This is a genomic window from Aneurinibacillus aneurinilyticus ATCC 12856, assembly GCF_000466385.1.
Taxonomy (GTDB): Bacteria; Bacillota; Bacilli; order Aneurinibacillales; family Aneurinibacillaceae; genus Aneurinibacillus; species Aneurinibacillus aneurinilyticus.
Map to the genome: position 1 here is coordinate 1 of NZ_KE952920.1, position 25,452 is coordinate 25,452.

A 25,452-nucleotide genomic window follows, 5' to 3' on the forward strand; every position below is an offset into this window, starting at 1 on the left:
AAGTGGGAGACTTCTTTCGGAGGGAAGTTAAATAGCATTCTGTAAATAGCATTCCTTTCAAACTTGTAAAAACCCATGCAAAGGAGGAAATAGAAAATAGAATTATGATCATCCAATTAATAAGTGGCTTATTGTATTCTTTGGAAAAAGGAAACTTTTTTTCGAAATATTGTACCCCTTCACTCGCGATTTTTATTATATATCCTTCAGAAGTTGCTTCTATATTTATAAATCCCTGATCTTGTAATTCTTTATACGCCTCTAAATTCTTAGTATTAAACTCTGTATTTAAAGATATAATAGGTTTATTAATAAAATTGATTTTATAAATTTCTTTTAACAATGTATCATTTAATTTTTCTTTATTATATTTTTTCACCAAACAATACACCTTCCGATTAATATTGAACTATTTCTTATTCTCTGTGTAAAAAATATAAATAATAATCTATAGGATAATGTTTCAGGTGTAATATAAAACTCTTACCTAACCTTACACTTAAAGTGTCGCATCACTTTATTTTTGTAAAATGTATTTAATCTTCCAACGCAAAGGCTTTTGTTAAAATCTCTAATGTAAACTTATTTTTTAATTTGCAAGCTGTATTTTGATTGGCAAACATCCCTTTTTCCCTAATTGCTTCTTCTCGTGAAAGTGTCTTAATCCACTTCACTTTTACTGCATACTCTGAAAGCTCCGGATTATCGCTATTCTCTCCAGCTCGTGGAGCTTCTAAAACAGATAAAAGTGGTTGCTGCTTCCCATCTATCTCTATCGTAAAATCTTTAATCATCACCGCTGTCTCTTCTACGATCCCCACTCCTACATACCCTTTGTTAGGAAGATAGGCAAAGATTCGGGCTCCGGGGAACAATTGATGTAATGTTTTGCTGTACCATTTTCCTTGGCCGCCGGAAACATAGCCGTACTTTGCGCATTCATCCCAATTTCGGTGACCGTTATCCTCACCTATTGCTACATAAAAATCTTGACCATTCCATTTCTCTTCCTTACTACGACTCGGAGTATTAATAGCTACTTCATTTGGATTCATTAACCATGTGCGAGTCAAATATTCCGCTGTCCCATCCTTAAAATACGAAAAAAACACAGCATTAATCGGTACGTTATAGTCTTCAGAAAGATAAGAGACAATACGCTCCGAGCTACTATCTAACTGTGAAGCGACAATAATAAGTTGGTGACTTTCATTTAGTGATTCAGGAGGATTTTGTCCAAATCTATCATAAAATTCTTCTTCAAACTTTTTGTTAAATCCAATAATCGTTTTATGTGCTTCGTATATATTTACAATTTCCTGGTACGTTAATTTTTTCACCCAAGAACCATAATCAAGAAGCTGTGCTACGACTTCTCTAGGTGTTCTATCCCGTTTAACCTCTACCACATATAAATTACCTTCCTCATTAATAGCCAATAAGTCGATTCGCTTCCCGAATGCAGTAGTTACTTGTCTCCCAATTACCATCAAATCTAAACCTAGAATATCGATATCCTGTAACAGAACTTCTTCTAGTTTCGCCTCATTATCCATACGTACTGCATTAACTCTGGAAACCCCGTTATCAATTCTCCAAATCCCTGTTTCAATCGGCATATGTTCTCAGCTCCATCTTCATTTATACTTCCTTATATCATTCTGTAACAGCTTCGTTCTTAATTGTTCCTTCTTCGAACCAAAGTGAACTTCACAGTGACAATTAGGTATAAAACAACTGCATTTTCTACTGTATCCTCTCCATCCTCGGCTAATAGAACAATATGGTGTACTTCCAAATAGGGTGTACCATCCGAGGCGCGAATAAATGGAGCTGGATTTTCGCAACCTTCACAATAACCATTTGCTCGCTCTAATACTTTAGCTATGACATTCGAATCACGTCTAAATGTTGTCATAATGACCTGTATGATTACGTTATCAAAAATTATAATCCCTTGCTTACGTGATCATGGTCGTTTCCCCATTTGTGCTCTCTTTCGCCACTCATTAAACTTCGATTTTAAGACAAAATCTAGCATCTGCTCAACTATTCTTCGATCTTCCTCCTGTTCAAGCTCCTTCCAATAAATTTTCAGCTTACCTTGGTTGGCTAGGAAAAATTCATTACGTACCGCTTCTCCAGTTTCCCTATATAACTTCTCGTAATGTCTCAATAACCGACTTTTTATTGGCTTCCCTTTGCCAACGTAAAGTATCTCTCCTCTATCGTTTTCATACACATACAATCCGTTCCCATTACTCGTATTATCACAAATCCGTTTTCTCATTTTTGACTTTTCCTCTTCATCTTTCGGCTGATTATGCATAATTCGAAAACTGTTCCAATTCACATCATCTAATGGTAAGAAACTCTTCGAGATAAGAAATTCCTGTATACTTTTTCTCATAGTCACCTCTTATAATTTCTGTTCTGAAAATTAACACCCATTACCTTTAGACCCATTTCTAGGAACCTAATATATTTAGCATATATATACAGTTAATAAAAGACAACACATTTAATTGTTTATATCAGCCTGGCATAGCAACGATATTATTTATTTTACAATATTTTCTTTTTATTCGATAATCGAACATACATTCCTAAAAAAGAGATAGTAGACATGTTGGTGTATTACCAACCGGGACTTTTGGAACAACAAATTGAAGAGCTATACCAACAATATGACATCCTTCGTAGACAGTGCCACATTGGATGATTATGTTACCATTTATCATGTTAATGGGACACTTTAAAAAAGAATGGCTATGAGCAGTGACAAGTGTTGTTTTACACTCTTCTGTTCTTTTTATTCATTTATGATGAGAGAAAGAACGGAGAAGCTTATCGATTATGAAAGGATATTTTCGTAAAAGAGGTAGCAAATGGTCCTTTTCAATTGACATTGGCCGTGATCCAGGAACCGGCAAACGAAAGCAAAAAACAGTTAGTGGATTTAAAACAAAAAAGGAAGCCGTAACTTTATTATGTATGTCTTGGCTATTTATACAGGGATGCGACGAGGGGAAGCACTTGCGCTTCGTTAGCAAGATTGCAATTTAGAAGAAAAGAAGATCAGTATCCGACAAACACTTTATCGCTCAGGCACCAGTAAACTTCAATTTCAAGAGCCGAAAACAAAAGGTTCAAAAAGAGTACTCTCTCTTCCTGATTATGCTATCGCTTGCTTACGCAAACATAAAGCTGAACAGAATGAAATCAAGCTTAGATTAGGCAGCGCATATAACGATCATGATTTATCTGCCTGATATGCAAAAAAATCTTGCTCAAAACTTTGACAACGCGATGAAAAACCGAATCAAAAAGAATACCAAATCTGCTTTAGTAGACTAAAGGTGGTCAAAATGTGGTCAATCGCTTGATTCCAGAAGAAAAAAAGAGGAAACCCTTATATATCAAGCGTTTCCTCTCTCTAAAAAATAATGGTTCCTTATCCTCCCTGAATAACGACACTTTTACGAGCACGCCACCACATAAACCATATCGGCAATAGCAATATCATAACCCATACAAATTGTACAAACAGTGCCGTGTAAATCTTCTCTCCTGCCATTCCTCCAGTAAAAATCATACCTGGCAAGTAACTAATCGCCTGAAAGGGTAAGTACTTTAGTATCTCCTGAGCCCACTCAGGATAAAAGCTAATCGGCAAGATTAACCCTGAAAACAAGTCAACAATTACCCGCTTTGCCCTCATAATCCCTTCGTTATTATAAAAGAAGAACGTTAATAAACCTGTAATCAAGTTAATCTGCGTATTAATGACAAAGCTAATCATAAGGCTAAGCAAATACCAACTCCAGGTTACAGCACTATCCGGATAATGAATGGGAAAAATAAAACTGACAATAAACATGCCCGGTACAGAAAAAAATATCAGCCGAAAAATCCCTTCGCCGAATCCCTGCATAAGCTTAACCGTTACATAGTTATATGGCCGTATCATCTCAATGGCGACTTTTCCTTCTTTAATATCCATCGCCATCTCCTGGTCGATATTATTAAAATAAAATGCACGAGCCATCCAGCTGATAGCTACATACGTAACCATCTGCTGCGCGGTTAATCCACCCATGCTGGATTGCCCGCCGTAAATCGCATTCCACAAAAAATAATACGCACCAATATTAATGCTATAGACAATAATGCCACTGTAGTAGTTCACACGATACGCGAGCATCGTCAAAAAACGGATGCGGATAATTTCCGCATACATACTAAACATGCGTAATCCCCTCTTGATAAATGTTGCGCACAATCTCTTCCGTACTTACCGCTTCAATGGAAATATCCTTTACTTCATAACGAGAAATAATACGGGATAATAAATCGGATACAGCGGCGTCCTCTTCTTCGAATACCGCCCGGAACCGCACTTCGTTCTCTTTCTGCCATATGACGGGCAACGTATCGGTTAGACGTTCCAGTTCCTCTAGTTCAGCAGGGCTCGTAAATTCAATCATGACACGCTTTTCATTTCCCCATGTAGTGCGCAGCTCATTCAGCCCGCCATCATAAATAATGTTGCCGCTATCAAGCATAACAACGCGCGACGATAGCGCTTCAATATCCGACAAATCGTGCGTGGTCAGCAGAATCGTTGTACCATACTTACGATTAATCTCTTTCAGAAACTCGCGGATTTTCAATTTTACCAACACATCAAGACCAATCGTCGGTTCATCAAGAAACAATAACGGCGGATTGTGAATAAGTGCGGCTGCCAATTCACAGCGCATCCGCTGTCCAAGGCTAAGTTTACGCACCGGTTTGTTCAGCAACTCTTCGATTTCGAGCACCTCAATTACGTGACCCATGTGACTTTTATACTCTTCATCTGAGAGCCGATATACTTTTTTCAAAAGCGCAAACGATTCCTGTACTGCAATGTCCCACCAGAGCTGGCTTCGCTGTCCGAATACAACTCCAATCGTACGCACGAATTTTTCTCGTTCACGGTGTGGGTCCATACCATTTACACGAAGATAACCGGACGTAGGCATAAGAATGCCTGTTAGCATTTTAATGGTAGTTGATTTGCCTGCCCCATTCTCACCTATATAGCCCACGATTTCACCAGGAGCAATTTCAAGATCGATTCCGTTAACAGCACGCATCGTTCGATACTGTCGATTGAATAAATCACGAAACGCACCGGTAAGTCCCGGACGGCTAATATATGACTTGAATTCTTTCGTAAGTCCTTTCGCTTCAATTCGTAGCATCTTACCTTCCCTCCGTTTTTGTTCCACTAGCTATCATACATCTTTTGCAATCAGTTTTCATTACTTTCGTATAGGAAACCTATGTCTCCATAAACAGAAGGAAACCTTTACCGTGTGAATGTTCCAACATCCCCTGCAAATCTTCCTTTTCCTTGTAATCACTTTTGCTAAACAGTAAAATTTTAATGTAGCAAAAGGTCAGGCATAATTGATATAGGAGGAATGAATCTTGTATTTTACACGTTCTGAAGAGTTGTACAAAGAGGCATTGGATGTTATCGTCGGAGGAGTAAATAGTCCATCCCGTGCATTTAAAGCAGTAGGTGGCGGTGCACCTGTGACGATGGCAAAAGCGGAAGGCGCGTATTTCTGGGATGTGGATGGCAACAAGTACATAGACTATCTGGCGGCATATGGACCGATTATTACTGGTCATGCACATCCTCATGTCACGGAAGCCATCATCAACGCAGCTAAAAATGGCGTATTATATGGTACACCAACACCATGGGAAACTATATTCGCCCGCAAAATTCGTGAAGCGATTCCTTCCATGGAAAAAATCCGCTTCAATAACTCAGGTACAGAAGCCGTCATGAGTACCATCCGTGTCGCACGCGCTTATACAGGCCGAAACAAAATTATGAAATTCGCCGGTTGCTATCACGGTCATTCCGACCTTGTCCTTGTTGCTGCGGGCTCTGGTCCTTCTACTCTCGGAATTCCGGACAGCGCAGGTATCCCGCAATCTATCGCTGATGAGGTAATCACTGTACCATACAACGATATCAACGCATTCGCTCAGGCAATGGAAAAATGGGGAGATCAAGTGGCTGGTGTACTGGTAGAGCCAATTGTAGGTAACTTCGGTATTGTAGCACCGGAAGAAGGTTTTCTGGAAGAAGTCAATCGCATTACCCATGAGGCCGGGGCATTGGTTATTTACGATGAAGTCATTACGGGCTTTCGATTTACATATGGCGGAGCTCAAAACCTGCTCGGTATCGAACCGGATTTGACGGCACTCGGCAAAATCATAGGCGGGGGCCTTCCAATCGGCGCCTATGGTGGACGCAAGAATATTATGGAAGAAGTTGCACCGCTCGGGCCAGCATATCAGGCCGGAACACATGCCGGAAATCCGCTATCCATGCAGGCGGGCATCGCATGCCTAGAAGTACTGGAACAGCCCGGCGTTTATGAAGAATTGCACCGATTAGGCAAAATTCTTGGCGACGGACTTAAGCAAGCAGCAGATGAAGCAGGCGTTCCTGTTACCATTAATCGTGTAGTCGGTGCATTAGCCATGTACTTTACCGATAAGCCGGTAAAAAACTATGATGACGCCAATACTGCTAATAGCGAACAGTTTGCCCACTTCTTCCGCGCTATCCTGGAAGAAGGAATATGTCTTGCTCCTTCCAAATATGAAGCCTGGTTTATTACTACAGCTCATACAGAGGAAGATGTTATTTACACCATTGAAGCAGCAAGAAAATCTTTCATAAAAATGCAGAAAAAATAATAAATATACAATTTATTTTCGCATAGAGGGTGCAATTTATAATTGCATCCTTTTTATATAAGCAAATATTAACAGATTTCAATATGTTTGTCACTTAATATAACATCTATGTCAATTCTGCCTCATTTATATAAAATCATAGAAAATGCACACTAGCATCCGAATATTTTTTGAAAAAATATAAATAATGTTCGCATTAAAACCATTAACCTATATATTCTAAATTATTATAATTGTTTACCTGAAAAAAATAAAAACGCTTTCATTTGAATAATTAATCATTTTTTATTGTAGAGAACAGCGATTCGTGATATTCTATACTTACTTTTCCGACAGTTCTGTTTTATTTTTTTTATCAAACTGTTCGAAGAATGAACATCAAATGTTCATCTTCGTACAAAGAACCGGCCTATATAAAGAGAGTGGCCATCGCTTTTCGTGTGGGAGACTACCGTCTTATTAGGAGGTGAAGGTCAGTCTAGCTGACCGAGGCAATGAAGAGAGCAGATTTCAGTAATTTCAGTAATCACCTGGCAGAAGAACACGATAGCTGTGGCATTATAGCCATCATTGAGAAAAACGGAAAGCCCCATCGTGATAACATATCTAAAATTATCGATGGTCTAGTGAAAATGGAGCACCGTTCTGGCTTTATTGATGGCGAAGGCGACGGATGTGGCATTCTAAGCGACATTCCCCGTGACCTTTGGTCCAAAAAGTTGGAATATCATGGAAAGTCGGCTGAATTGGCGTATTCCCCTTCTTTTGCTGTCGCACACATTTTCATTCCAACGCGTGGACATGAAGTCGAGAGTATCATGAAAGATATTCGGCATATGTTCTCACAGGTAGAGCTTTCCATCGAACTAGAGCAGAAGAATGCGGTTAATAGCGAAGTACTAGGCAAGAACGGTCGAGCTGATGAACCTGTATTCTGGCAGCTCGCTTGCCAGTATAATGGAGAAGGTGTAATTGAAAATGTTTTATTTGAGCTTTTGATTGCTATCGAGAAAAAACACCATGTTCATGTCGCCTCTCTGAGCAACCACTCGGCTTCATATAAAGTCATGGGAGCCGCAAACATTCTACCTGGTTATTTTCAGGACATCCAGGAAGAGGAGTTCGCTTCATCCGCTACGATCGGTCACAATCGATATTCTACCAACACGCTGTCCAACTTCTTCCGCGTGCAGCCTTTTACGATTCTCGGACACAATGGAGAAATTAATACCATCCGCAAACTGGAAGACGAAGGCGACATGCTCAATGTTGATTTAGTAGATGGCGGAAGCGATTCCCAAAATATGAATCGGTCGATCGAAACACTTATTCATCGCCATGGTATGTCCTTATTTGAAGCTTTAGAAATGGTCTTCCCTCCAATTATTAATGAGATGAAAAACCTGCGACCTGAATTGCAGGATTTATATGTGTACTACCGTCAGACATGGGGTCACTATGCACAAGGACCGGCAGGTATCGTTTCACGTTATGCCAATGAATGCGTATTTAGCGTAGATGCACTGGGCCTGCGTCCAGTATGGATGGTTGAAAGCGAAACCTCACTATATTTCTCCTCCGAACAAGGTGTAATACCGGTATATGAAATGGTAAGTGAACCGAAAGCACTTGCACCCGGTGAAAAAGTAGGGGTGCAGATGAGCCCCGGACAGCCAGTAACCGTTATTTTACATCATGAATTACAGAATCTTGTATTAGAACGCTCCAGCAAACGAGCCGATTTCGCTGGCTTCCGAAACCAGCTGCACTTCACGGAAACGAATGCTGCACAAGCCCTATACGAAGATATCAAAACGTTAAATAATCAACAATATGCAGCATATGGTTGGGAACGTGAGCACATCCAGTTAGCCGAGCAAATGGCCGTCAATGGCGCCGAGCCAATCCGCTCTCTCGGACACGATGCTCCGTTAGCCGCTATTGCAGATACAAGACAAAATATTGCTGATTTTATTAAGGAAAGTGTTGCTGTCGTCACCAATCCGGCGATTGACCGGGAACGCGAGATGGAACATTTCTCTACTCGCGTCGTGCTCGGTGGCCGTCCCGAACTCTTCCCGCAATCGGGTCATCTGACTCCATCGCTTGAACTCCCGTCTCCACTACTGGTAGAAGGCAAAAGTCTGCAAGAGGTAGCCAATAAATTGAATACTATCTCACTTGAACAATTAATGGAGCATTTTGGCCCGAATACACATATTCTGCCCATATATTTTACGGATGAAGAGTCGCTGCCCGCTGCACTTGACCGTATTGCAAAAAATGCAATTGATGCAGTAGCCAATGGCGCACATATCCTTCTATTCGATGATAGCTCAGTTCACCAGAAAAACCGATACTGGATCGATCCGCATCTGATTATTTCCAAAGTGGACCGTGCACTAAAAAAGGCAGGAACAAGAGGAAACGGCAATCTGCGACGCCAAGCAAGTATTGTTATCCGTTCCGGCTCGATCCGCAATCTGCATGATTTGGCAATCGCCTTTGGGTTAGGTGCAGATGCAGTAGCACCGTATCTATTGTTTGCGACTGCTTTCTCTAAAGAAGGGGCTTCCTCCGTAGAAAACTTGTTCAGCGCACTGAATAAAGGGCTTGAGAAAGTCATTTCTACCATTGGTATTCATGAACTTCGTGGGTATGCAAGGCTCTTCTCCTCCATCGGTCTGCGGGAAGAAGTCGCTGAAGTACTCGATATCGTTAATTTCTGCGGCAGCAACAAAGCCGGTACATCATTCGCCGATCTTGAAGCAGATAGCAGGAAACGGTATGAAGATTTTGCAGATGAGCAGTCCCGTCCGGCAAAAGTCTTCCATATGTGGCCGCGCATCTGGAAATCTATTGGCGAAGTGGCATCAGGAAGCCTACCCTATGCCGATTTTGCACAAAAACTGCTGGAACAAGAACAGCAAAATCCGCTATCCATTCGCCATTTGACAGACTTTGATACAACTAAAACGAATAAAACGCTCGCATCAGAGCAGGTAGATATCTCCATCGGCGAGCACAGTTTGCCGTTTATGATTTCATCTATGTCATTCGGATCACAGAATGAGATTGCATTCCGTGCTTATGCCGAAGCGGCGGATCAACTAAATATGCTGAGCTTTAATGGCGAAGGCGGAGAGATTAAGGATATGCTTGGCAAATATCCGAGAACACGCGGACAGCAAATCGCTTCCGGCCGCTTCGGAGTCAATGTGGAACTGGCGAATTCATCGAACTTGCTCGAGATTAAGATCGGTCAGGGTGCCAAACCGGGTGAGGGCGGTCACCTGCCTGGCAAAAAAGTAACAGCAAAAGTGGCGGCAGCCAGAAATGCCACGCTTGGTTCCGATTTGATTTCTCCGTCGAACAACCACGATATTTATTCAATTGAAGATTTAGCTCAAATCATTACGGAATTAAAGACAGCCAATAACGAAGCAAAAGTATGTGTTAAAGTACCAATTGTACCGAACATCGGTACTATCGCTGTCGGTATTGCTAAGGCAGGCGCAGACTTTATTACATTGAGCGGATTTGATGGCGGAACAGGAGCAGCACGTGTTCATGCATTGCAACATGTCGGCCTTCCGGTTGAGATTGGCGTAAAAGCTGCGCATACTGCCCTTATTGAAGCTGGACTTCGTGATAAAGTAGAGTTATGGGCTGATGGAGGAATTAAGAGCGGACACGATGTAGTAAAAATCATGCTGCTCGGCGCCAACCGAATCGGCTTCGGTACACTTGCTATGCTGGCAGTCGGCTGTACAACCTGCCGCGGCTGCCACCTTGACACCTGCCATGTAGGTATCGCAACGCAAATCGAATCGGTCGAAGAAGCAAAAGAACATGGTCTCCGCCGTTTTGTTCCTCGTGTATTTAATACTGCGGTAGATAATTTGAAACGTCTGTTCACCCAGTTAGGCGAAGAAGCAAAACGCATCACCGGCGAACTTGGATTTGAACGGATGCAAGATATAGTGGGACGTTCCGACTTGCTTGTACAGGTGCGTGGACAAAAGCAAATGGATTTGACGCCTCTTCTAGCAAACGCATCCCTCCCGCTGGCCGAACTTGAATCTAAGGTACTTGTAGCTGTAGGGGCTGAAGGCTACGAAGCGAACGATAATTATTCTTCACCACATACACCAATTCACGAGACGTTCACTAATATACTTGGCGATCAGCGTGTGCTGGGTAGCCGTTATTCGGGCGCACGTGTTAAACCTCATCTGGACGGTAGCTACGTTAAACTGCCGGAAGTCTCATTGACGTTCAAAAACGGCTGTGTACCTGGCAACGGACTTGCAGCCTTCAATGCTGAGGGTGTTGCCATTCGTGTACACGGCGGCGCACAGGACGGTGTCGGAAAAACCGGCTTTGGGGGACGTGTAACCATTATGAAATCTCCGAATGCGCATCGGGAGTTCATTAACGGCTCCGTAGGTAAAAGCTTCTGCTATGGTGCCCAGAAGGGTCTGTATATCGTACAGGGCAATGCGGACGCACGCGCCTGCATCCGCTTGTCAGGAGCTGACGTTATTATTGGAGGCGAACTGCAGCAACCGGTAAATGATGCGTTAGGCGGCATCGGTGCACGTGCTAATATTAAAGGCTTCGCTTTTGAATATATGACAAATGGTCGTGCTCTTGTACTAGGCGATCCAGGTCCATGGATTTGTTCCGGCATGACCGGAGGAACAATATATTTACGCCTCCAGCCGGAGATGGGGCTTGACGAGGAGGCACTGAAACGCCGGATTGCCAAAGCAGCAAAAATTACACTTGAGCCGCTAAACAGCAAAGGAAAAGAAGACATCGCCTACCTGCTCGGTGAATATATCACTGAACTTGAAGCAAGCGGTCAATCTGAAAAGGCCCTTCATATTCAGGAACTGCTTGCTAACGCCGAACGGCACTTCATAATGGTATCACCAATGAAGGAACAGGCAGACCCGTCTATCGCTACAGAATAATTTTTCGTGTATAATTTTCACCTGCAGCTCCCAAACTTGCAGTGTGATTACCACCTATATCGGCAGCCGTCTTCCTCCCAGGGACGGCTGCTTTATTATGGTTGCTTTTTCTGGGAACCATGGTATTATACAGTAAGCAATAGTACTGTTTGGAGGAATTATGCGCGTTGGAGCACGTATTTTAAAGACAGGAATCGCCCTTATCCTAGCGTTGCTTGTCTGTCATTGGTTCAATCTTCAGCCGCCGCTTTTCGCGGCAATTGCTGCGACACTAAGCATCCAGCCTACAGTGTACCGTACGCTCAAGCATCTGCGAGAACAGATGGAGGCCAATTTTATCGGTGCAGCCCTGGGTGTAACCGCAACGTATTTTCTCGGTGCTGATCCGATAATCGTCGGTGTAGTCGTTATGCTGGTAATCATGATTAATCTTCGCCTTAAACTTGAGAACAGCCTTGTCTTGAGCTTAGTAACGGTTATTGCCGTTATGGAGACATCAACAGGCAATTATTTATATTTTGCAGGTAATCGTTTCCTGCTAACCGTTATCGGGGTATTCTCGGCTGCATTAGTTAATGCCTTATTTATCCCACCACGCTATGAACACAAGCTGTTTGATGAGATTTCAAAAACGGGAGAAAAATTCTCTGTGCTTATGCGCACACTTATCCATAACGAAATGGAGGAGAAAGTTTTCCGTGAAGAGAAAGAAAAAATCAAATCCAAATTCAAGGCAATCGAACAGTTATACGATTTGTATACGGAAGAGATAACAAAGCTACGTAAAGTCACTTATTCCAGCCAAAAAAAGCTGGTGCTTTTCAAGCAGATGATTTCCGTGCTATACAAAGAAATGGATATGCTGCGCACCTTTGAGCGCCATATCTATTCTTCATTCAAGCCCGGACACTATCTTTTCCCTTTAATTCAAAGCCAATTGGAGGCTTTAACGGAGTACCATAAAAATATCCTGCTCACATATAATGGAATCCTGAAAACAAGGGAAGATTGGCATCTTCCAGAAGAGGTCTTGCAGGAGAATAATCGGCTATTGCACGAATTTTTAACCTTATATCCTGAAGTAAAAAATACGCCTCAGGAAGAAGATGATGGACAATGGCGCCACCTCTTCCCGGTTGTAGCGGAAATTCTCGAGTACGCCAATCAGCTGGAGCGCCTAAGCAAACTGGTGCATACATTTCATACTCATCAAGGTGAAGATGAATAAAGCCTATTGACATACTATCGATTCCAAACTATCATTAAACACAGACAATTTTATTTCTTCTTATCGCGAGAAGGCTGAGGGACTGGCCCGATGAAGCCCGGCAACCTGCTTTTACCGTCTACTACGGAAAGAAAGGTGCTAATTCCTGCAGAATGGTTATTTCATTCTGAAAGATAAGATCGTGAAGTTCCTGTTTGCGAACGTACCGCTCTCTTTCTTTCAGAAAGGGAGCTTTTTGTTTTCCAGGAAAGGATGAAGGGACAATGCATGAATTTATTACTGTCAGTTATCTAACGACTGCAAAAGATTTATATAAAAAAGCCGAAAGCATCGCTGTAGGCATGACCGTAGGAAGCTGGACCGATCTGCCACTCGCACGGCAGGAAATGCTGGCGCCATATCTAGGCAGGGTCGGTAACGTAACCATCACCGAAGAAAAAGACTACTTGCAGCAGGGCATTATCTCAATCCAGTACCCTGTCGGAAATATCACCCCCGATATTCCTTCTCTGCTCACTACGGTATTCGGTAAACTGTCGATGGATGGAAAAATCAAACTAGTAGATATCGACTTCCCTCCTTCCCTGCTGGCACAGTTTCCCGGACCGAAGTTCGGTATTGCCGGTATCAGGGAACAACTTGGGGTTTATGATCGACCACTGCTTATGAGCATCTTCAAATCCTGCCTTGGACTCCCGCTGGATGAACTGGAAACCCAATTCGCAGCGCAAGTGGAAGGCGGCGTAGATTTAGTAAAAGACGATGAAATTTTCTTCGTGGACGACAAAGCTCCGCTAACGGAACGGCTCGGCGCTTATAATCGTATCATCCAGGCGTCCGGCCGACCTGTATTATACGCAGCCAATTTGACCGGGCCAGTACATCAACTGGTCGATAAGGCTAAATATGCGATTGATCGGGGAGCAACTTGCCTGTTGCTGAATGTCCTGCCATACGGTTTTGATATTCTGCATCGATTGGCTGCCGATCCCGATATTACTGTACCGTTGATGGCACATCCGGCAATGGCAGGAGCTTTCTACGCGGCAGATGAATATGGCATTTCCTCTCCGCTTTTGCTCGGCAAACTGATGCGCCTGGCGGGTGCAGATATGATTTTATATCCATCGCCATATGGTTCAGTAGCGCTGAACCATACAGAAGCACTGACAGTTGCCGAACACGCCCGCATACCCAACAGTGCGCATAAATCGGCTTTTCCAGTGCCTTCCGCCGGGATTCATCCCGGGTTGGTCACCAAACTGTATAACGACTTCGGCATGGATGTCATCGTAAATGCCGGCGGCGGAGTGCACGGTCATCCGAGCGGTGCCGCAGATGGTGCACGAGCATTCCGGGCCGCCATTGATGCTGTAGTAAATGGTCAAACGCTTGCTGAAGGTGCACAAACAAGCAAGCCGCTGGCTCTGGCACTTGAGAAATGGGGAAACGCATAATATGAGTAAACAAATTGTTATCTTTTGTGACTTCGATGGCACGATTACCGAGAAAGACAATATCATCGACATCATGCGTACATTTGTACCTGAAGAACAATGGAAACCGATTGTAGATGATATTTTCGCCAAGAAAACGAGTCTGCGAGCAGGCGTATACGCTCTGTTTCAGCTCGTACCAAGCGTACAACGAAAAGAAGTCACGGACTTTGTATTGAATCAGGCCCGTGTCCGTGAGGGATTTGTTGATTTCGTCAACTACTGCTATGAGCAAAATATTCAACTGCTTATAACAAGCAACGGTATTGACTTTTTCATCGAACCGATTCTTGCACCGTACGCTGAAAAAATCAACAAAATTTACTGCAACCAGAGCGACTTTTCTGGTAAGAATGTTGAGATTATCTACCCGCATCCGTGCGATAAGCATTGTAATGTAGACTGCGGAATGTGTAAAACAACCATCATACGCAGTTATGACAGCAACCGCTATTTCAAAGTCGTTATTGGTGACAGCATCACTGATCTTGAAGGCGCAAAAATTGCCGATGCAGTCATCGCCCGTGACTATCTTGCAAATACATGCAAAGAACTTGGTATTGACTATCAGGCTTTTTCAAATTTCCATGATTGCATTCAAGCATTAACCACCTTTATCACTCAAACGGAGGTACCCCAATGAACGCATACACTCACGAAGTCCGTCAGCAAGTCTTTCAGCAGCTCGATCAGGTGAAGTTAGCATTTGCAGCCAGGGATTGGTTCCCTGGCACAAGCGGCAACCTTTCCATTAAAATCAGTTCCAAGCCTTTGCTTGTCGCAGTAACGGCAAGCGGCAAGGACAAAACCGTTTGCACACCTTATGACTATCTGGTAGTAGACGAGAACAGTCGTCCATATGAATCGACATCACTAAAACCTTCGGCAGAAACACAAATTCATACGGCCATCTATCGCAATATTCCGGAAACGGGAGCAGTGTTTCACGTTCATACAATTCCGAACAATATTGTATCCGAATTGTATGGTAACCAGGGATATGTAGCACTGCGCAATCAGGAATTAATCAAAGGTCTTGGTATCTGGGAAGAAGACGCGGAAATTCGGATACCTATTGTTGAGAATTTTGCGGACATTTCCCGACTGGCACAAGCAGTTGAGAGCGTGCTAGATGCCCGTATCCCAGGTGTGTTAATCCGCAATCATGGCATTTATGCATGGGGACGTAACGACTTTGAGGCCAAGCGCCACCTTGAAGCATTTGAATTCCTGTTCGGCTACCATCTGCAATGGCTGCAGGTTCAACAATTTGCCGGACATATTGTGGGACAGCAACCAACGCTAACATATCGGGCTACAGGTCAGCTATAATTACAATAAATATAGAACGAATATTCGAAAGAGAGGGAAAAAAGATGGCTTACATTACTTTTTTGGATACAAAACAACAAATTGTTAAGGGCAACGAAGTAAAAGATTTCTTAAGCGGTCAAGACGTTATTTATGAAAAATGGGGCGTTGAACGGCTCGAAGGTAATCTAAAAGAAAACTATTCTTTGTCCGATGCAGAAAAACAGCAAATCATTGATTCCTTCCGTACCGAAATAAACGAACTAAGCGCGCGCCGTGGCTACGAGACAGAAGACATTATCGTATTGTCCGATGCCACACCCAATCTCGATACTCTGCTCGATAAATTCAAGGAAGAGCACCATCATACGGATGACGAAGTTCGCTTCTGTGTAGACGGTCATGGCATCTTCACCTTAAAGGGGAACGATGGACGCTATTTTGATGTCGTAATGGAGCCAGGTGATTTGATTTCTGTACCTGCCTACACTCGTCATTGGTTTACATTGTGCGAAGATCGCAAAATCAAATGCATCCGTATCTTCGTGACACCAGCTGGATGGGAAGCGATTTACGAGGAGAATGCCGAACAAGCGAACTAATCGTTGTATACGTAAAAAGGAACGGCGCTCGAAGCACCGTTCCTTTTTATTCTGCATCCTACTAGTTCCGTCAGCATTTTCGCAGCGGTTCTAATTTCATATATTCAATCCGCTTTCCGACAATTCAACATCATCCAAATTTTGTACAGTAAACAGCTTATAGTATGCCCCGTGCTTATTCATCAGCTCATGATGTGTACCTTCTTCTTTAATCCGCCCATCTTCGATTAGCACAATTTTATCCGCATGCGTGATAGTAGAGAGCCGATGCGCGACAATAAACGTCGTTCGATTATGTGCCAGGCGCTCAAGAGACTGTTGAATTAAATGCTCAGATTCTAAATCAAGCGCCGATGTTGCCTCATCAAGTATCAGAATGCTTGGATTTTTCAGGAACACACGGGCAATCGCAATTCGCTGCTTCTGTCCACCGGATAATTTTACTCCCCGTTCACCGATTTCCGTGTCATAGCCATCCGTTAATTCCATAATAAAATCATGAGCATTAGCTGCTTTCGCCGCTTCAATTACTTCTTCCTGACTCGCCTCTGGATTTCCCATAAGGATGTTTTCCCTAATGGAGTCACTAAACAGAATATTATCTTGGAGCACCATGCCAATCTGATTGCGTAGGCTTTTCATCGTTACATCACGCACATCGTACCCATCAATACAAATCCTGCCTTTATGTACATCATAAAAGCGCGGAATTAGGCTAATTAATGAGGATTTCCCACCACCGCTAGCTCCGACCAGCGCAACTGTTTTACCCGGTTCGACAATGAGCGTAATTCCCTTCAATACATCGTCTCCCTTAGTAAGATAGCGGAAATGTACATCTTCAAATGTTACTCGGCCTGCAATCGGTGACAATTCACGCGCGCCCGGCTTGTCAGTAACATCGTATTTCTCGTCCATAAACTCAAATACGCGGTCCATCGAAGCGAACGCCTGAGTAAGAGTAGTAGATGAATTAACCAGACGACGCAAGGGTGCATACAACCGATCCAGATACGCATAGAACGCAACCAAAGAACCGACCGACAAACTTCCTTGAATAACCTGATAACCAGCCACTGCAATCACTAATAGCGGTGCTATGTCTGTAATCGTGTTAACAGCAGCGAATGTTTTAGCATTCCAGCTTGTATGCTCTAGCGCACGTGACAGAAAATTCCTGTTACGCTCATCAAACTGGTTCTGTTCGTGCTCTTCAAGCGCAAAACTCTTGATAACAGGAACACCCTGAACCCGCTCATGAAGGTGTGCCTGAAGCGTCGCCAGTGCCTGGGAACGTACCCGCGTCAAATGGCGCAACCTGGAATAGAAGTACTTCACCGAAAACCCGTATAATGGGAACATACAGATGGACACCAGCGTCAGCCATCCATCCATCGAAAACATAATGCCAAGCGCAATCAAAAGTGTCACTAAATCAAGCCATATATTCATGAGTCCAGTATCTACAAAACTCTTTGTCTGCTCAACATCATTGATTACTCGCGAGATAACTTCCCCTGCGCGATGGTTATGAAAATAACGAAGCGATAGCCTTTGGATATGATCGAAAGCCCGGTTCCGTATATCATACAGTACGGTATTAGACACCGATTGTGCCAGATACTGCCGCCAATACTCAATAGGCCAGCGTACGACTGTAAATAAGAGAAGGACACCACCCATAACATACAGCAAACTGTGTATCTTCTCATCTGCTGTTGCGTTCGGTTCCAATAAAATATCGTCCACTACGTACTTCAACAACAATGGCATAATCAATGGAATACCAAATTTGAAAATGCCTATAACGATTGTAAGAGCAATCTTCTTCCAATACGGCTTGACAAAGATAAGATATCTTCGTATGCTGTCCAATCGCTCAGCCCCTTTCTATGCCTCTCGCGGCTGAATAAAAAACTCCCTTTCATCACGAAAAGGAGTCTCATGGATTTCGTAAATGCAAATACCGCTCGTACCAACGATCGACAAAACCGGGATGGAAGGGTCCTCTTCTCTCTTGAATCCAGGTGACCACTTCCTGCACTCCCTTATATACCATATCGATTACCTCTTGGGGATATTGCATTCGCCGGCTATGCAGCGCGAACTCTTCTTTATCCAGGATAGTGTAGCTCATATCTGGATAGACCTTCACATCAAGGTCGTAGTCTATGTACGTGACCACATCATTGCGCAAAGAAAACGGCGAGCCGATATTGCAGTAGTAATAAATTCCATCTGTTCGAATCATTGCAATCGTATTAAACCACTGTCCGCGGCCAAACGTACATATTGCTGGTTCGCGCGTTCGCCACTCCCGTCCGTCCGATTCGGTAACTCGGACGTTATCGTTTCCACCGATGAGAACTGCATCGCTCAAATGAAGCATCAGCGTTTTGTCCCATGAGCGGTGAAACAATTGATCATGCTTATAACTTTCGATGCGAAATGGGGTTCCGGGTGACGTCATCACGCTCTCCTTCCTTCTCATATAATGTATACGAACACTCCTTCACGCTTATTTTCCCCTTTTTAGCGCAAAAGAAGCCAGCGCTTCTTATTCTATATCCGTATTAGGTGTTAACTTCTTAGATAATGTAATATATTCCTTCACTTCATATCCAAGTAAGCTATAAAAAGGAAGGACCTTCTTATTATCTTGATTTACCATAATAAATACTCTTGTTACGCCTCTTTCTTTAAAACGCTTCTCAAGCGCTTCTACCAGCTTACGGCCGATGCCCAGGCCCTGCAGCGCCGGATTAACTGCCAACCGCTAAAAGTAACCACGTGTTCCGTCAATGGTTCCTACAATAACACCGGCTACTTCTCCCTCATGTTCCGCAATCATAACGAGATCACTATCCCAGGCCAGTTGTTTAGCCAGTGCGTCAAGTGTCTCGGTTTCTGTCTGTTCCAATCCCGTTTCCTGCCAGATGCGTGTGATGTGTACATAATCTCCCAAACGAAACGACCGTATTAACACGCCAACGTCCTCCCTGCTTTTCGTCTACTTTTTATTTTACACTACACAATGGTAAATGTCGCTATTAATCAGAAAACGAAACGTGCAGAAAAGAAAAACCTACCTGTATCAGGCAGGTTTCAAGCGTGATTATCAGTCCTTTAGCAATTGTTTCCACTGCTCATACATCGTCTGAACAGCTTTTTCCTTCTCTCCGATAATAACGTTTTGCTCTGAAATAAGTTCTTCTACCCGAAGAATTGCCTGGTCTACAGTATCAAGAGAAAAAGTATCGATGGTATCTCCCTGAAGAAGGACGGTCCGACGGTCAGTTAAATCCATTTTCATCAACTGATACGCGGCGAGAATCTGGCGTTCCTGCTGCAGGCTATCGTCCATTTCCGCTTCCCAAATCAATACTTCTTCAAGAGGATACATAACTGATTGCCCCTTCCTTTTTAATTTTATCTACTATTTATATTCATTTTTTTCCAAACCAATCCTCCATACTTTTCCCAATTTTATGAATTTATTATGACAAAACGTACTTGACAACACAGCTTATACACCATTCCTTATCTTTTCTACGCATACGTTTAAAAAACATTCATTGCGGTAAAAGTAAGAAAAGCCCGCGAGAGCCTTCGCTCGATTTTTTCGCCCGTTTTAACACGCCACCCGTGCGTTTCTCAAGCAATATCACCAGAAGAAATGAGGTGAAGAATACATATGTATGTAGGCCGTAGGCTAGACGAGTTGAGCGATACACCAATGGCGCAGTGGGAGATGAAGGAGTTGTTATACCATCACAATATGATGAGCGAGATGGCACCTTTTTTGAATACTCAGGGTGTAAGCTACCACCAAAAAATTATCGGGGAGGTGGAAAAACGAGGCGGAATACCAGGTGATCAGGGGGCATGGGATCATAGTTCTCGCATTATCTATGATTAATAATTTAATAATAACTCTCCTGAAAAACCTAATTACTATACTTTTTTATCTGTTTTGTATTGAATTATGCCCTCAGTAAGATATAATTAATTTTGGAAGTATATCCGTGTACAACCATAAAGGAGGAGTTACATTATGGCAAAATTTGAATTACCAGCCCTACCTTATTCTTTCGATGCTCTCGAACCGCACATCGATGCACAAACTATGGAAATCCATCATGACAGACACCATGCAACATACGTAAACAACTTGAATGCAGCGCTTGAAGGCCAAGCTGAGCTTGCTGACAAAAACATTGAAGACTTAATGCGCAACATCAACAGCGTACCGGAAAACATCCGTACAGCTGTACGCAACAATGGTGGCGGTCACTACAACCACAGCTTGTTCTGGGAAATCATGAGCCCGAACGGTGGCGGAGAACCGACAGGCGATGTTGCGACTGCTATTAATGAATCATTTGGCAGCTTCGACAAACTGAAAGAAGAATTTGCCAAAGCAGCTGCTACCCGTTTCGGAAGCGGCTGGGCTTGGGTTATCGTTGACAACGGCAAACTGGCAATTACCAGCACACCGAATCAAGACAATCCATTGATGGAAGGTAAAACTCCAATTCTCGGCCTTGATGTATGGGAGCATGCTTACTACCTGAAATATCAAAACAAACGCCCGGATTACATCTCTGCTTGGTGGAACACAGTAAACTGGGATGCAGTAAACAAACGCTTCAACGAAGCAAAATAATAGGCGAATAAACATCTTTATAAAGTCGGCTTTCCATGACGAAAGTCGGCTTTTTAGCATATAGGAAAACAGATGTTGAAAGGAGACGGATATACATGAACATCGCGGCGGTTGCTGCTGAGCAGAGGCGGTATATACAACGCGTATTCTCCTGGATGTTTGTAGGATTGTTAATGACAGCAGTCGTAGCATACCTGCTTAGCCGCAATGAGAATGTACTTACTTATTTCAGCGCACATCCTTACGTATTCTTCGGAATTCTTATCGCAGAGCTAGTGATGGTATTTTACCTATCAGCCCGCATACACAAGCTGTCAATTACAAGTGCAACGCTGTTATTTTTCATTTACGCGGCATTAAATGGGATTACGTTTTCACTTCTCTTTGCCCTGTACACCTCAAGCTCTATCGTACTTACCTTTCTTATTACAGCAGGCATGTTTGGCACATTAGCTGTATACGGTTATGTAACAAAACGGGATTTATCGCGAATGGGCTCTATTTTGTTCATGGCGCTCATTGGCCTCATCCTGGCTACACTGGTCAATTTCTTCCTTCATAGCAGCACACTATACTGGATTACCACCTATGCAGGTGTTATCGTATTCTCCGGCTTGACCGCATACGATATCCAAAAAATTAAAGAAGCGAACACTATAGGAAACGAGGGAACAGGCGAGGAAACAAAAGAAGCCATCATCGGCGCACTTATCCTCTACCTTGATTTTATTAATTTATTCCTCTATCTTTTACGCATTTTCGGCAACCGGGACTAGTGCCTCTTTAAACGAAAAAAAGAGGAGAGCTTTCGGGCGTCTCCTCTTTTTTTCTACTGTTCTTTTTTTCGCTCATTTCTTTTTCTTGCATAACGCTTTAATTCTTCAAACAAATCAGCACTCGAATAACTTTCTTCATCGAAAAAGACCCCATAAAAATAACGGGAACCTTCCTCGCGCTTCCACACCATACTGCCACATACCGCAAACGGCTGAGCATTAATGCTAAAGTGAAGTTCAATCTGCATGCGCTCTTTTTGAAACGGAAGGGCAAGCGGCGTAGACACTTTGGCCCCACGCAGACTAATATCGTGAATCATAACCGCACCTGGCTTACTGCTCACGTATTGCTCCCCAACTTTAATAATGTTGAATGTCCCCGGAAGCCCCTCCGGAAATTCAAGACGAAAGCCTTCTTTTCGTTTATATTCCACTCCCGCCCTCTCCTTTTCCTCAGCTTTTCTAACTGGCTGCTATAAAGCGAAACTTTCTATAACAATAGAGGCTGTCTTCATCTCCTGCTGATGGTGAGTTTTACTTATCGGGGTCTTACTGCCCACTGGACCAGGATAAACTTTGTTGGAAACCTTCATGCAGTGCCTCAACGATTTTCTTATGGGAGACAGAAAATGGATAGTTCTCCATCTCATCTATGGTAACCCATAACATCCTGTCTTTCACTGCTGCTTCTCCTTGTTCTCCGTCCTGTCCTTCATATCTGCATATATAGGTGTGCAGATTCCACTGTAAATGTGAGAATACGTGACTATGTTCCATTACCAAGTCCTGTGGTGTGCATTTAACACCAAACGCTCCGTACATATGCATGCTAATCTTTTCCCTTGCTTCGGCCTCTCCCTGACATTCTACATTCGGAAATTCCCACAGATTAGCCAAAAGTCCGCTCTCCGGTCGTTTATGGATAAGCCAGCGTCCGTCTTCACGCCGTACGAGCGCCACTCCACGTTCCTCTACTCTTCCCTGTTTAGCTTTTTTCTTAACAGGTAGCGCTTCCTGAACACCCTGCTCGCGGGCACGGCAATGTGAAGCAACCGGACAGGAGCCGCAACGCGGAGAACGCGGAATACAAATAAGCGCTCCCAATTCCATTAATGCCTGATTAAAAAAAGAAGGATTACGATGGGCAATAATGCGTCGCACAACCGCCTCAAACACTTTTCTTGTGCTTACTTTCGCAATATCTTCTTCGATTAAGAAAATGCGTGACAGTACTCGCATTACGTTACCATCCACCGCAGGTTCCGGCAGGCCATATGCAATGCTCAAAATCGCTCCTGCAGTATAGGGGCCAACACCTTTCAATGCGTGTACATCTTCCGGTGTATCTGGCACAGTTCCTCCGTACCTCTCCTTTACTTCTTTTACGGCACTATGTAAATTACGGGCACGAGAATAGTACCCTAATCCTTCCCAATATTTATAAACCTCCTCTAGTTCTGCATCAGCCAACTTTTCGACTGTCGGGAACCGTTCCATAAATCGTTCATAATATGGAATTACAGTATCTACTCTTGTCTGCTGAAGCATAATCTCAGAAACCCATATCCGGTATGCATCCCGACTCTGCCGCCATGGCAAATCCCGCTGCTGCCGCTCAAACCAGTACAGCAAATCATCTTGAAATGTTTCAATGGCAAAAGAGCCGATAATATCGTTCTGCTGTTCCTGTTGCTTTCTTGTCATGAATTATTCTTCACTCCCGTTCATATCGATTGGTGAGAACGCCCACATATGCAATTTCTCTGTACCGCCCTGAATGCAATGATTGACGCTCTGCCAGAATTCTCCTGTCGCTGCCTTTTCTTCACAACGTTTCCGTTTTATTTTTCGATAGGCTTGTATTGTCGGAACATGAAACATTTCAACAAATAATCCCGGTTGATCTACCCCTTCATGTACGATAAAATCATCAACACCGATATAATTCATAGCTGTGGCTACATCTTTAATTTTGTGCAGATACTCTTCCCGCATATCGGGTTTCACTTTGTATTCAACGAACACCTGAATGCTGTGCATTGCTCGTCCCTCCCTTTGTAATAGTTGGGGCAAAACTTTGAACCTTTGATAAAAAAAAGTGGATTTTATGTAAAATAGCTAAACATCTCACGGGTTTTCCTTTATAATAAAGCATATCGACTTGCATTGCACCATTTACTACCATATGATGGAAAGCAATGCATAAAAAAAGGCCGTTTCGGTCAACTATAGGAATTGGAGGAATTCATTCTTGGATACAGGTACCCACATTGCTATGGGTTTTGGTCTTGCAGGTCTTGCGTATTTGGATCCGGCTGTGTCCGCTCATCCTGAGCTCGCCAGTGCCGTACTGCTTGGCACACTGATAGGCTCTCAGGCTCCCGACTTCGATACGGTGCTGAAGCTTCGGGGCAATGCTACGTACATTCGTAATCACCGTGGGAGGTCCCACTCCATTCCGGCGATTTTTATCTGGACGGCACTTGTCAGCGGAGGGGTTTATGCTTTCTTCCCAGGTGTCTCCTACTTGCATTTGTTGTTGTGGACACTGCTTGCCGTAGTCGTCCATGTGTCCATCGACCTGTTTAACTCGTATGGTACACAGGCGGCCCGTCCCTTCTCGAAGCGATGGATTTCGCTTAATGTGATTAACATTTTTGACCCATTTATTATGGGCATTCATATTATCGGCTTTTTATTCTGGGCCGCTGGGTTCTCTCCTGGCCATGTATTTAGCGCTGTCTATGCCGTGATGATAACATACATCATCCAGCGAGTGATAGCATACAACAAACTGGTCAATATGGTGAAAGCCGATTTGGGAGAAGAAGGCCATTATATTTTGCTTCCAACGATTCGCTGGACGCGCTGGGGTATCGTTGCAGAGACTTCGGATGCTTCTTATGTTGGTGAATTGCGCAATAAGCATATCATCTGGCATGATACTTTTTACAAGAAGGAGCATAATAAAATCATCGAAAGAGCGAAGCAGGATGCTAATGTGCGGGCATTCCTTTCTTTCACCCGGTATCCGCACGTATATACGAAAAAGCGGGAATTTGGACATGAAGTACGCTGGATCGACCTGCGCTACCGTACCAAAACCCATTACGCATTCGTCGCGATTGTCCATCTGGATGAGCAGTTAAACGTAATTGACTCCTATACAGGTTGGGAATACCGCGAGCATAAGATGGAAAGTAAGGTTCTGGTACCAGAACTGGTGCTGGAGAAGTCATAGGCAAATAAAGAGAGCCGGATGGTTGAATTGACCATTCGGCTTCTTTTATATGCAAGCAAAAAAGCTGTGTCCAGTCAGTCTGTTCACAGCTTTTATTACAGGAGATATATCCCTTGGTATTATTTTTTCTTCTTGCCCGGTTTCGCACTTTGCATTCTCCGGCTCATTTGATTTAGCTGCTTCTGGTTCAGGTTCATCCCCATCGAGCGTGCGATTTGTTGCAGTTGCTTCTCATCCATCTGCATATTGGACATCTGGTTTTTCAGATACCATACACCGATGGCGAAACCGCCGACCAATCCGAGAATCAGCGTCAGGATTGGGATAATATAATTCCACATAATGCTCGTCCCTTCCACTCTTAATTTTCAGGCAATCA

At 43.3% G+C, this 25,452-nt stretch carries 26 protein-coding genes, 1 pseudogene and 1 riboswitch; of the genes and pseudogenes, 12 read left to right on the top strand and 15 right to left on the bottom strand.

From position 1 onward, the window contains the following. The 4 genes from HMPREF0083_RS25305 to HMPREF0083_RS25315 all read right to left on the bottom strand — a co-directional run. The coding region (locus HMPREF0083_RS25305; RefSeq protein ID WP_021624836.1) for a hypothetical protein at positions 1–379 on the bottom strand (379 nt) is incomplete at its 3' end. 157 nt (positions 380–536) lie between these two features. Next, complete coding sequence (locus HMPREF0083_RS25310; protein WP_021624837.1) at positions 537–1,619, bottom strand: endonuclease NucS domain-containing protein; 1,083 nt, start codon at positions 1,617–1,619, stop codon at positions 537–539. Between the two features lie 59 nt (positions 1,620–1,678). Further along, positions 1,679–1,918, bottom strand: a complete 240-nt coding sequence (locus tag HMPREF0083_RS28565; RefSeq protein WP_021624838.1) for an HNH endonuclease — start codon at positions 1,916–1,918, stop codon at positions 1,679–1,681. A gap of 51 nt (positions 1,919–1,969) precedes the next feature. Next, positions 1,970–2,410, bottom strand: a complete 441-nt coding sequence (locus HMPREF0083_RS25315; protein ID WP_021624839.1) for a GIY-YIG nuclease family protein — start codon at positions 2,408–2,410, stop codon at positions 1,970–1,972. A 446-nt stretch (positions 2,411–2,856) separates the two neighbouring features. On the opposite strand from HMPREF0083_RS25315, the pseudogene HMPREF0083_RS29985 reads away from it, so the two are divergent. Then, a pseudogene (locus tag HMPREF0083_RS29985) lies at positions 2,857–2,979 on the top strand (Arm DNA-binding domain-containing protein); the annotation flags it as partial. 475 nt (positions 2,980–3,454) lie between these two features. Here HMPREF0083_RS29985 and HMPREF0083_RS25325 read toward each other — a convergent pair. Both HMPREF0083_RS25325 and HMPREF0083_RS25330 read right to left on the bottom strand, forming a co-directional pair. Next, on the bottom strand, positions 3,455–4,249 hold the full coding sequence (locus tag HMPREF0083_RS25325; protein WP_021624841.1) for an ABC transporter permease: 795 nt from the start codon (positions 4,247–4,249) through the stop codon (positions 3,455–3,457). Then, the gene (locus HMPREF0083_RS25330; protein WP_040305110.1) at positions 4,242–5,249 is read right to left on the bottom strand and encodes an ABC transporter ATP-binding protein; all 1,008 of its coding nucleotides are present in this window, start codon (positions 5,247–5,249) and stop codon (positions 4,242–4,244) included. Before HMPREF0083_RS25330 ends, HMPREF0083_RS25325 begins: the two co-directional genes overlap by 8 nt. A 229-nt stretch (positions 5,250–5,478) precedes the next feature. Here HMPREF0083_RS25330 and HMPREF0083_RS25335 point away from each other — a divergent pair, with 229 nt between their 5' ends. The 7 genes from HMPREF0083_RS25335 (at position 5,479) to HMPREF0083_RS25365 (ending at position 16,390) form a co-directional block, all read left to right on the top strand. Continuing rightward, positions 5,479–6,774, top strand: a complete 1,296-nt coding sequence (locus HMPREF0083_RS25335; RefSeq protein ID WP_021624843.1) for a glutamate-1-semialdehyde 2,1-aminomutase — start codon at positions 5,479–5,481, stop codon at positions 6,772–6,774. Positions 6,775–7,268: 494 nt separating this feature from the next. Beyond that, positions 7,269–11,753 carry a glutamate synthase-related protein gene (locus HMPREF0083_RS25340; protein WP_021624844.1) on the top strand — a complete coding sequence of 1,495 codons (4,485 nt, stop codon included), beginning with the start codon at positions 7,269–7,271 and terminating at the stop codon, positions 11,751–11,753. A 160-nt stretch (positions 11,754–11,913) separates the two neighbouring features. Further along, positions 11,914–12,981 carry an FUSC family protein gene (locus HMPREF0083_RS25345; RefSeq protein WP_021624846.1) on the top strand — a complete coding sequence of 356 codons (1,068 nt, stop codon included), beginning with the start codon at positions 11,914–11,916 and terminating at the stop codon, positions 12,979–12,981. Between the two features lie 57 nt (positions 12,982–13,038). Beyond that, positions 13,039–13,161, top strand: a riboswitch (SAM riboswitch). 83 nt (positions 13,162–13,244) lie between these two features. Further along, the gene (locus HMPREF0083_RS25350) at positions 13,245–14,438 is read left to right on the top strand and encodes a 2,3-diketo-5-methylthiopentyl-1-phosphate enolase (protein ID WP_021624847.1); all 1,194 of its coding nucleotides are present in this window, start codon (positions 13,245–13,247) and stop codon (positions 14,436–14,438) included. 1 nt (position 14,439) lies between these two features. Beyond that, positions 14,440–15,120 carry an MtnX-like HAD-IB family phosphatase gene (locus HMPREF0083_RS25355; RefSeq protein WP_021624848.1) on the top strand — a complete coding sequence of 227 codons (681 nt, stop codon included), beginning with the start codon at positions 14,440–14,442 and terminating at the stop codon, positions 15,118–15,120. Continuing rightward, positions 15,117–15,809, top strand: a complete 693-nt coding sequence (locus tag HMPREF0083_RS25360; RefSeq protein WP_021624849.1) for a methylthioribulose 1-phosphate dehydratase — start codon at positions 15,117–15,119, stop codon at positions 15,807–15,809. The genes HMPREF0083_RS25355 and HMPREF0083_RS25360 overlap by 4 nt, the downstream gene beginning before the upstream one ends. Before the next feature lie 44 nt (positions 15,810–15,853). Next, positions 15,854–16,390 carry a 1,2-dihydroxy-3-keto-5-methylthiopentene dioxygenase gene (locus HMPREF0083_RS25365; protein ID WP_021624850.1) on the top strand — a complete coding sequence of 179 codons (537 nt, stop codon included), beginning with the start codon at positions 15,854–15,856 and terminating at the stop codon, positions 16,388–16,390. A 96-nt stretch (positions 16,391–16,486) separates the two neighbouring features. On the opposite strand, the gene HMPREF0083_RS25370 is transcribed toward HMPREF0083_RS25365, so the two are convergent. From HMPREF0083_RS25370 to HMPREF0083_RS25385, 5 genes are all read right to left on the bottom strand, one after another. Then, the gene (locus HMPREF0083_RS25370; protein ID WP_021624851.1) at positions 16,487–18,265 is read right to left on the bottom strand and encodes an ABC transporter ATP-binding protein; all 1,779 of its coding nucleotides are present in this window, start codon (positions 18,263–18,265) and stop codon (positions 16,487–16,489) included. A gap of 67 nt (positions 18,266–18,332) precedes the next feature. Then, positions 18,333–18,863, bottom strand: a complete 531-nt coding sequence (locus HMPREF0083_RS25375) for a DUF402 domain-containing protein (protein WP_148316070.1) — start codon at positions 18,861–18,863, stop codon at positions 18,333–18,335. A gap of 84 nt (positions 18,864–18,947) precedes the next feature. Then, a complete protein-coding gene (locus HMPREF0083_RS29590) occupies positions 18,948–19,163 on the bottom strand; it encodes a GNAT family N-acetyltransferase (RefSeq protein ID WP_021624853.1) in 216 nt (71 codons plus the stop codon). A gap of 3 nt (positions 19,164–19,166) precedes the next feature. Next, positions 19,167–19,376: a GNAT family N-acetyltransferase gene (locus HMPREF0083_RS29595; protein WP_245191379.1), complete on the bottom strand. Its 210-nt coding sequence runs from the start codon at positions 19,374–19,376 to the stop codon at positions 19,167–19,169. Between the two features lie 132 nt (positions 19,377–19,508). Beyond that, positions 19,509–19,793, bottom strand: coding sequence for a hypothetical protein (locus HMPREF0083_RS25385; RefSeq protein WP_021624855.1), 285 nt, complete (start codon positions 19,791–19,793; stop codon positions 19,509–19,511). A 291-nt stretch (positions 19,794–20,084) separates the two neighbouring features. Here HMPREF0083_RS25385 and HMPREF0083_RS25390 point away from each other — a divergent pair, with 291 nt between their 5' ends. The 3 genes from HMPREF0083_RS25390 (at position 20,085) to HMPREF0083_RS25400 (ending at position 21,832) form a co-directional block, all read left to right on the top strand. Then, positions 20,085–20,309 (top strand): hypothetical protein, encoded by a 225-nt coding sequence (locus HMPREF0083_RS25390; protein ID WP_021624856.1) that lies wholly within the window; start codon positions 20,085–20,087, stop codon positions 20,307–20,309. Between the two features lie 135 nt (positions 20,310–20,444). Then, positions 20,445–21,056 carry a superoxide dismutase gene (locus HMPREF0083_RS25395; protein ID WP_021624857.1) on the top strand — a complete coding sequence of 204 codons (612 nt, stop codon included), beginning with the start codon at positions 20,445–20,447 and terminating at the stop codon, positions 21,054–21,056. Between the two features lie 95 nt (positions 21,057–21,151). Then, positions 21,152–21,832, top strand: coding sequence for a Bax inhibitor-1/YccA family protein (locus HMPREF0083_RS25400; RefSeq protein ID WP_040305114.1), 681 nt, complete (start codon positions 21,152–21,154; stop codon positions 21,830–21,832). A gap of 53 nt (positions 21,833–21,885) precedes the next feature. Here the strand turns inward: HMPREF0083_RS25400 and HMPREF0083_RS26800 are convergent, their stop codons facing one another. The 3 genes from HMPREF0083_RS26800 to HMPREF0083_RS26805 form a co-directional block, all read right to left on the bottom strand. Beyond that, positions 21,886–22,266, bottom strand: coding sequence for a PilZ domain-containing protein (locus HMPREF0083_RS26800; protein WP_021624859.1), 381 nt, complete (start codon positions 22,264–22,266; stop codon positions 21,886–21,888). A 115-nt stretch (positions 22,267–22,381) separates the two neighbouring features. Next, entirely contained in the window at positions 22,382–23,536 is a 1,155-nt protein-coding gene (mutY, locus tag HMPREF0083_RS25410; protein WP_021624860.1) for an A/G-specific adenine glycosylase, read from the bottom strand. Between the two features lie 3 nt (positions 23,537–23,539). After that, positions 23,540–23,872, bottom strand: a complete 333-nt coding sequence (locus HMPREF0083_RS26805) for an MFS transporter (protein WP_021624861.1) — start codon at positions 23,870–23,872, stop codon at positions 23,540–23,542. 211 nt (positions 23,873–24,083) lie between these two features. Here HMPREF0083_RS26805 and HMPREF0083_RS25420 point away from each other — a divergent pair, with 211 nt between their 5' ends. Next, a complete protein-coding gene (locus tag HMPREF0083_RS25420; protein WP_040305116.1) occupies positions 24,084–25,073 on the top strand; it encodes a metal-dependent hydrolase in 990 nt (329 codons plus the stop codon). A gap of 119 nt (positions 25,074–25,192) precedes the next feature. Here the strand turns inward: HMPREF0083_RS25420 and HMPREF0083_RS25425 are convergent, their stop codons facing one another. Continuing rightward, the gene (locus tag HMPREF0083_RS25425; RefSeq protein WP_021624863.1) at positions 25,193–25,414 is read right to left on the bottom strand and encodes a YneF family protein; all 222 of its coding nucleotides are present in this window, start codon (positions 25,412–25,414) and stop codon (positions 25,193–25,195) included. Between the last annotated feature and the right edge of the window lie 38 nt (positions 25,415–25,452).

What these genes read in the sequence shown, in the direction of transcription:
- HMPREF0083_RS25310 (WP_021624837.1), bottom strand. Translation starts at nt 1,619, where the DNA reads ATGCCGATTGAAACAGGGATTTGGAGAATTGATAACGGGGTTTCCAGA.
- HMPREF0083_RS28565 (WP_021624838.1), bottom strand. Translation starts at nt 1,918, where the DNA reads ATGACAACATTTAGACGTGATTCGAATGTCATAGCTAAAGTATTAGAG.
- HMPREF0083_RS25315 (WP_021624839.1), bottom strand. Translation starts at nt 2,410, where the DNA reads ATGAGAAAAAGTATACAGGAATTTCTTATCTCGAAGAGTTTCTTACCA.
- HMPREF0083_RS25325 (WP_021624841.1), bottom strand. Translation starts at nt 4,249, where the DNA reads ATGTTTAGTATGTATGCGGAAATTATCCGCATCCGTTTTTTGACGATG.
- HMPREF0083_RS25330 (WP_040305110.1), bottom strand. Translation starts at nt 5,249, where the DNA reads ATGCTACGAATTGAAGCGAAAGGACTTACGAAAGAATTCAAGTCATAT.
- HMPREF0083_RS25340 (WP_021624844.1), top strand. Translation starts at nt 7,269, where the DNA reads ATGAAGAGAGCAGATTTCAGTAATTTCAGTAATCACCTGGCAGAAGAA.
- HMPREF0083_RS25345 (WP_021624846.1), top strand. Translation starts at nt 11,914, where the DNA reads ATGCGCGTTGGAGCACGTATTTTAAAGACAGGAATCGCCCTTATCCTA.
- HMPREF0083_RS25350 (WP_021624847.1), top strand. Translation starts at nt 13,245, where the DNA reads ATGCATGAATTTATTACTGTCAGTTATCTAACGACTGCAAAAGATTTA.
- HMPREF0083_RS25355 (WP_021624848.1), top strand. Translation starts at nt 14,440, where the DNA reads ATGAGTAAACAAATTGTTATCTTTTGTGACTTCGATGGCACGATTACC.
- HMPREF0083_RS25360 (WP_021624849.1), top strand. Translation starts at nt 15,117, where the DNA reads ATGAACGCATACACTCACGAAGTCCGTCAGCAAGTCTTTCAGCAGCTC.
- HMPREF0083_RS25365 (WP_021624850.1), top strand. Translation starts at nt 15,854, where the DNA reads ATGGCTTACATTACTTTTTTGGATACAAAACAACAAATTGTTAAGGGC.
- HMPREF0083_RS25385 (WP_021624855.1), bottom strand. Translation starts at nt 19,793, where the DNA reads ATGTATCCTCTTGAAGAAGTATTGATTTGGGAAGCGGAAATGGACGAT.
- HMPREF0083_RS25390 (WP_021624856.1), top strand. Translation starts at nt 20,085, where the DNA reads ATGTATGTAGGCCGTAGGCTAGACGAGTTGAGCGATACACCAATGGCG.
- HMPREF0083_RS25395 (WP_021624857.1), top strand. Translation starts at nt 20,445, where the DNA reads ATGGCAAAATTTGAATTACCAGCCCTACCTTATTCTTTCGATGCTCTC.
- HMPREF0083_RS25400 (WP_040305114.1), top strand. Translation starts at nt 21,152, where the DNA reads ATGAACATCGCGGCGGTTGCTGCTGAGCAGAGGCGGTATATACAACGC.
- mutY (WP_021624860.1), bottom strand. Translation starts at nt 23,536, where the DNA reads ATGACAAGAAAGCAACAGGAACAGCAGAACGATATTATCGGCTCTTTT.
- HMPREF0083_RS26805 (WP_021624861.1), bottom strand. Translation starts at nt 23,872, where the DNA reads ATGCACAGCATTCAGGTGTTCGTTGAATACAAAGTGAAACCCGATATG.
- HMPREF0083_RS25425 (WP_021624863.1), bottom strand. Translation starts at nt 25,414, where the DNA reads ATGTGGAATTATATTATCCCAATCCTGACGCTGATTCTCGGATTGGTC.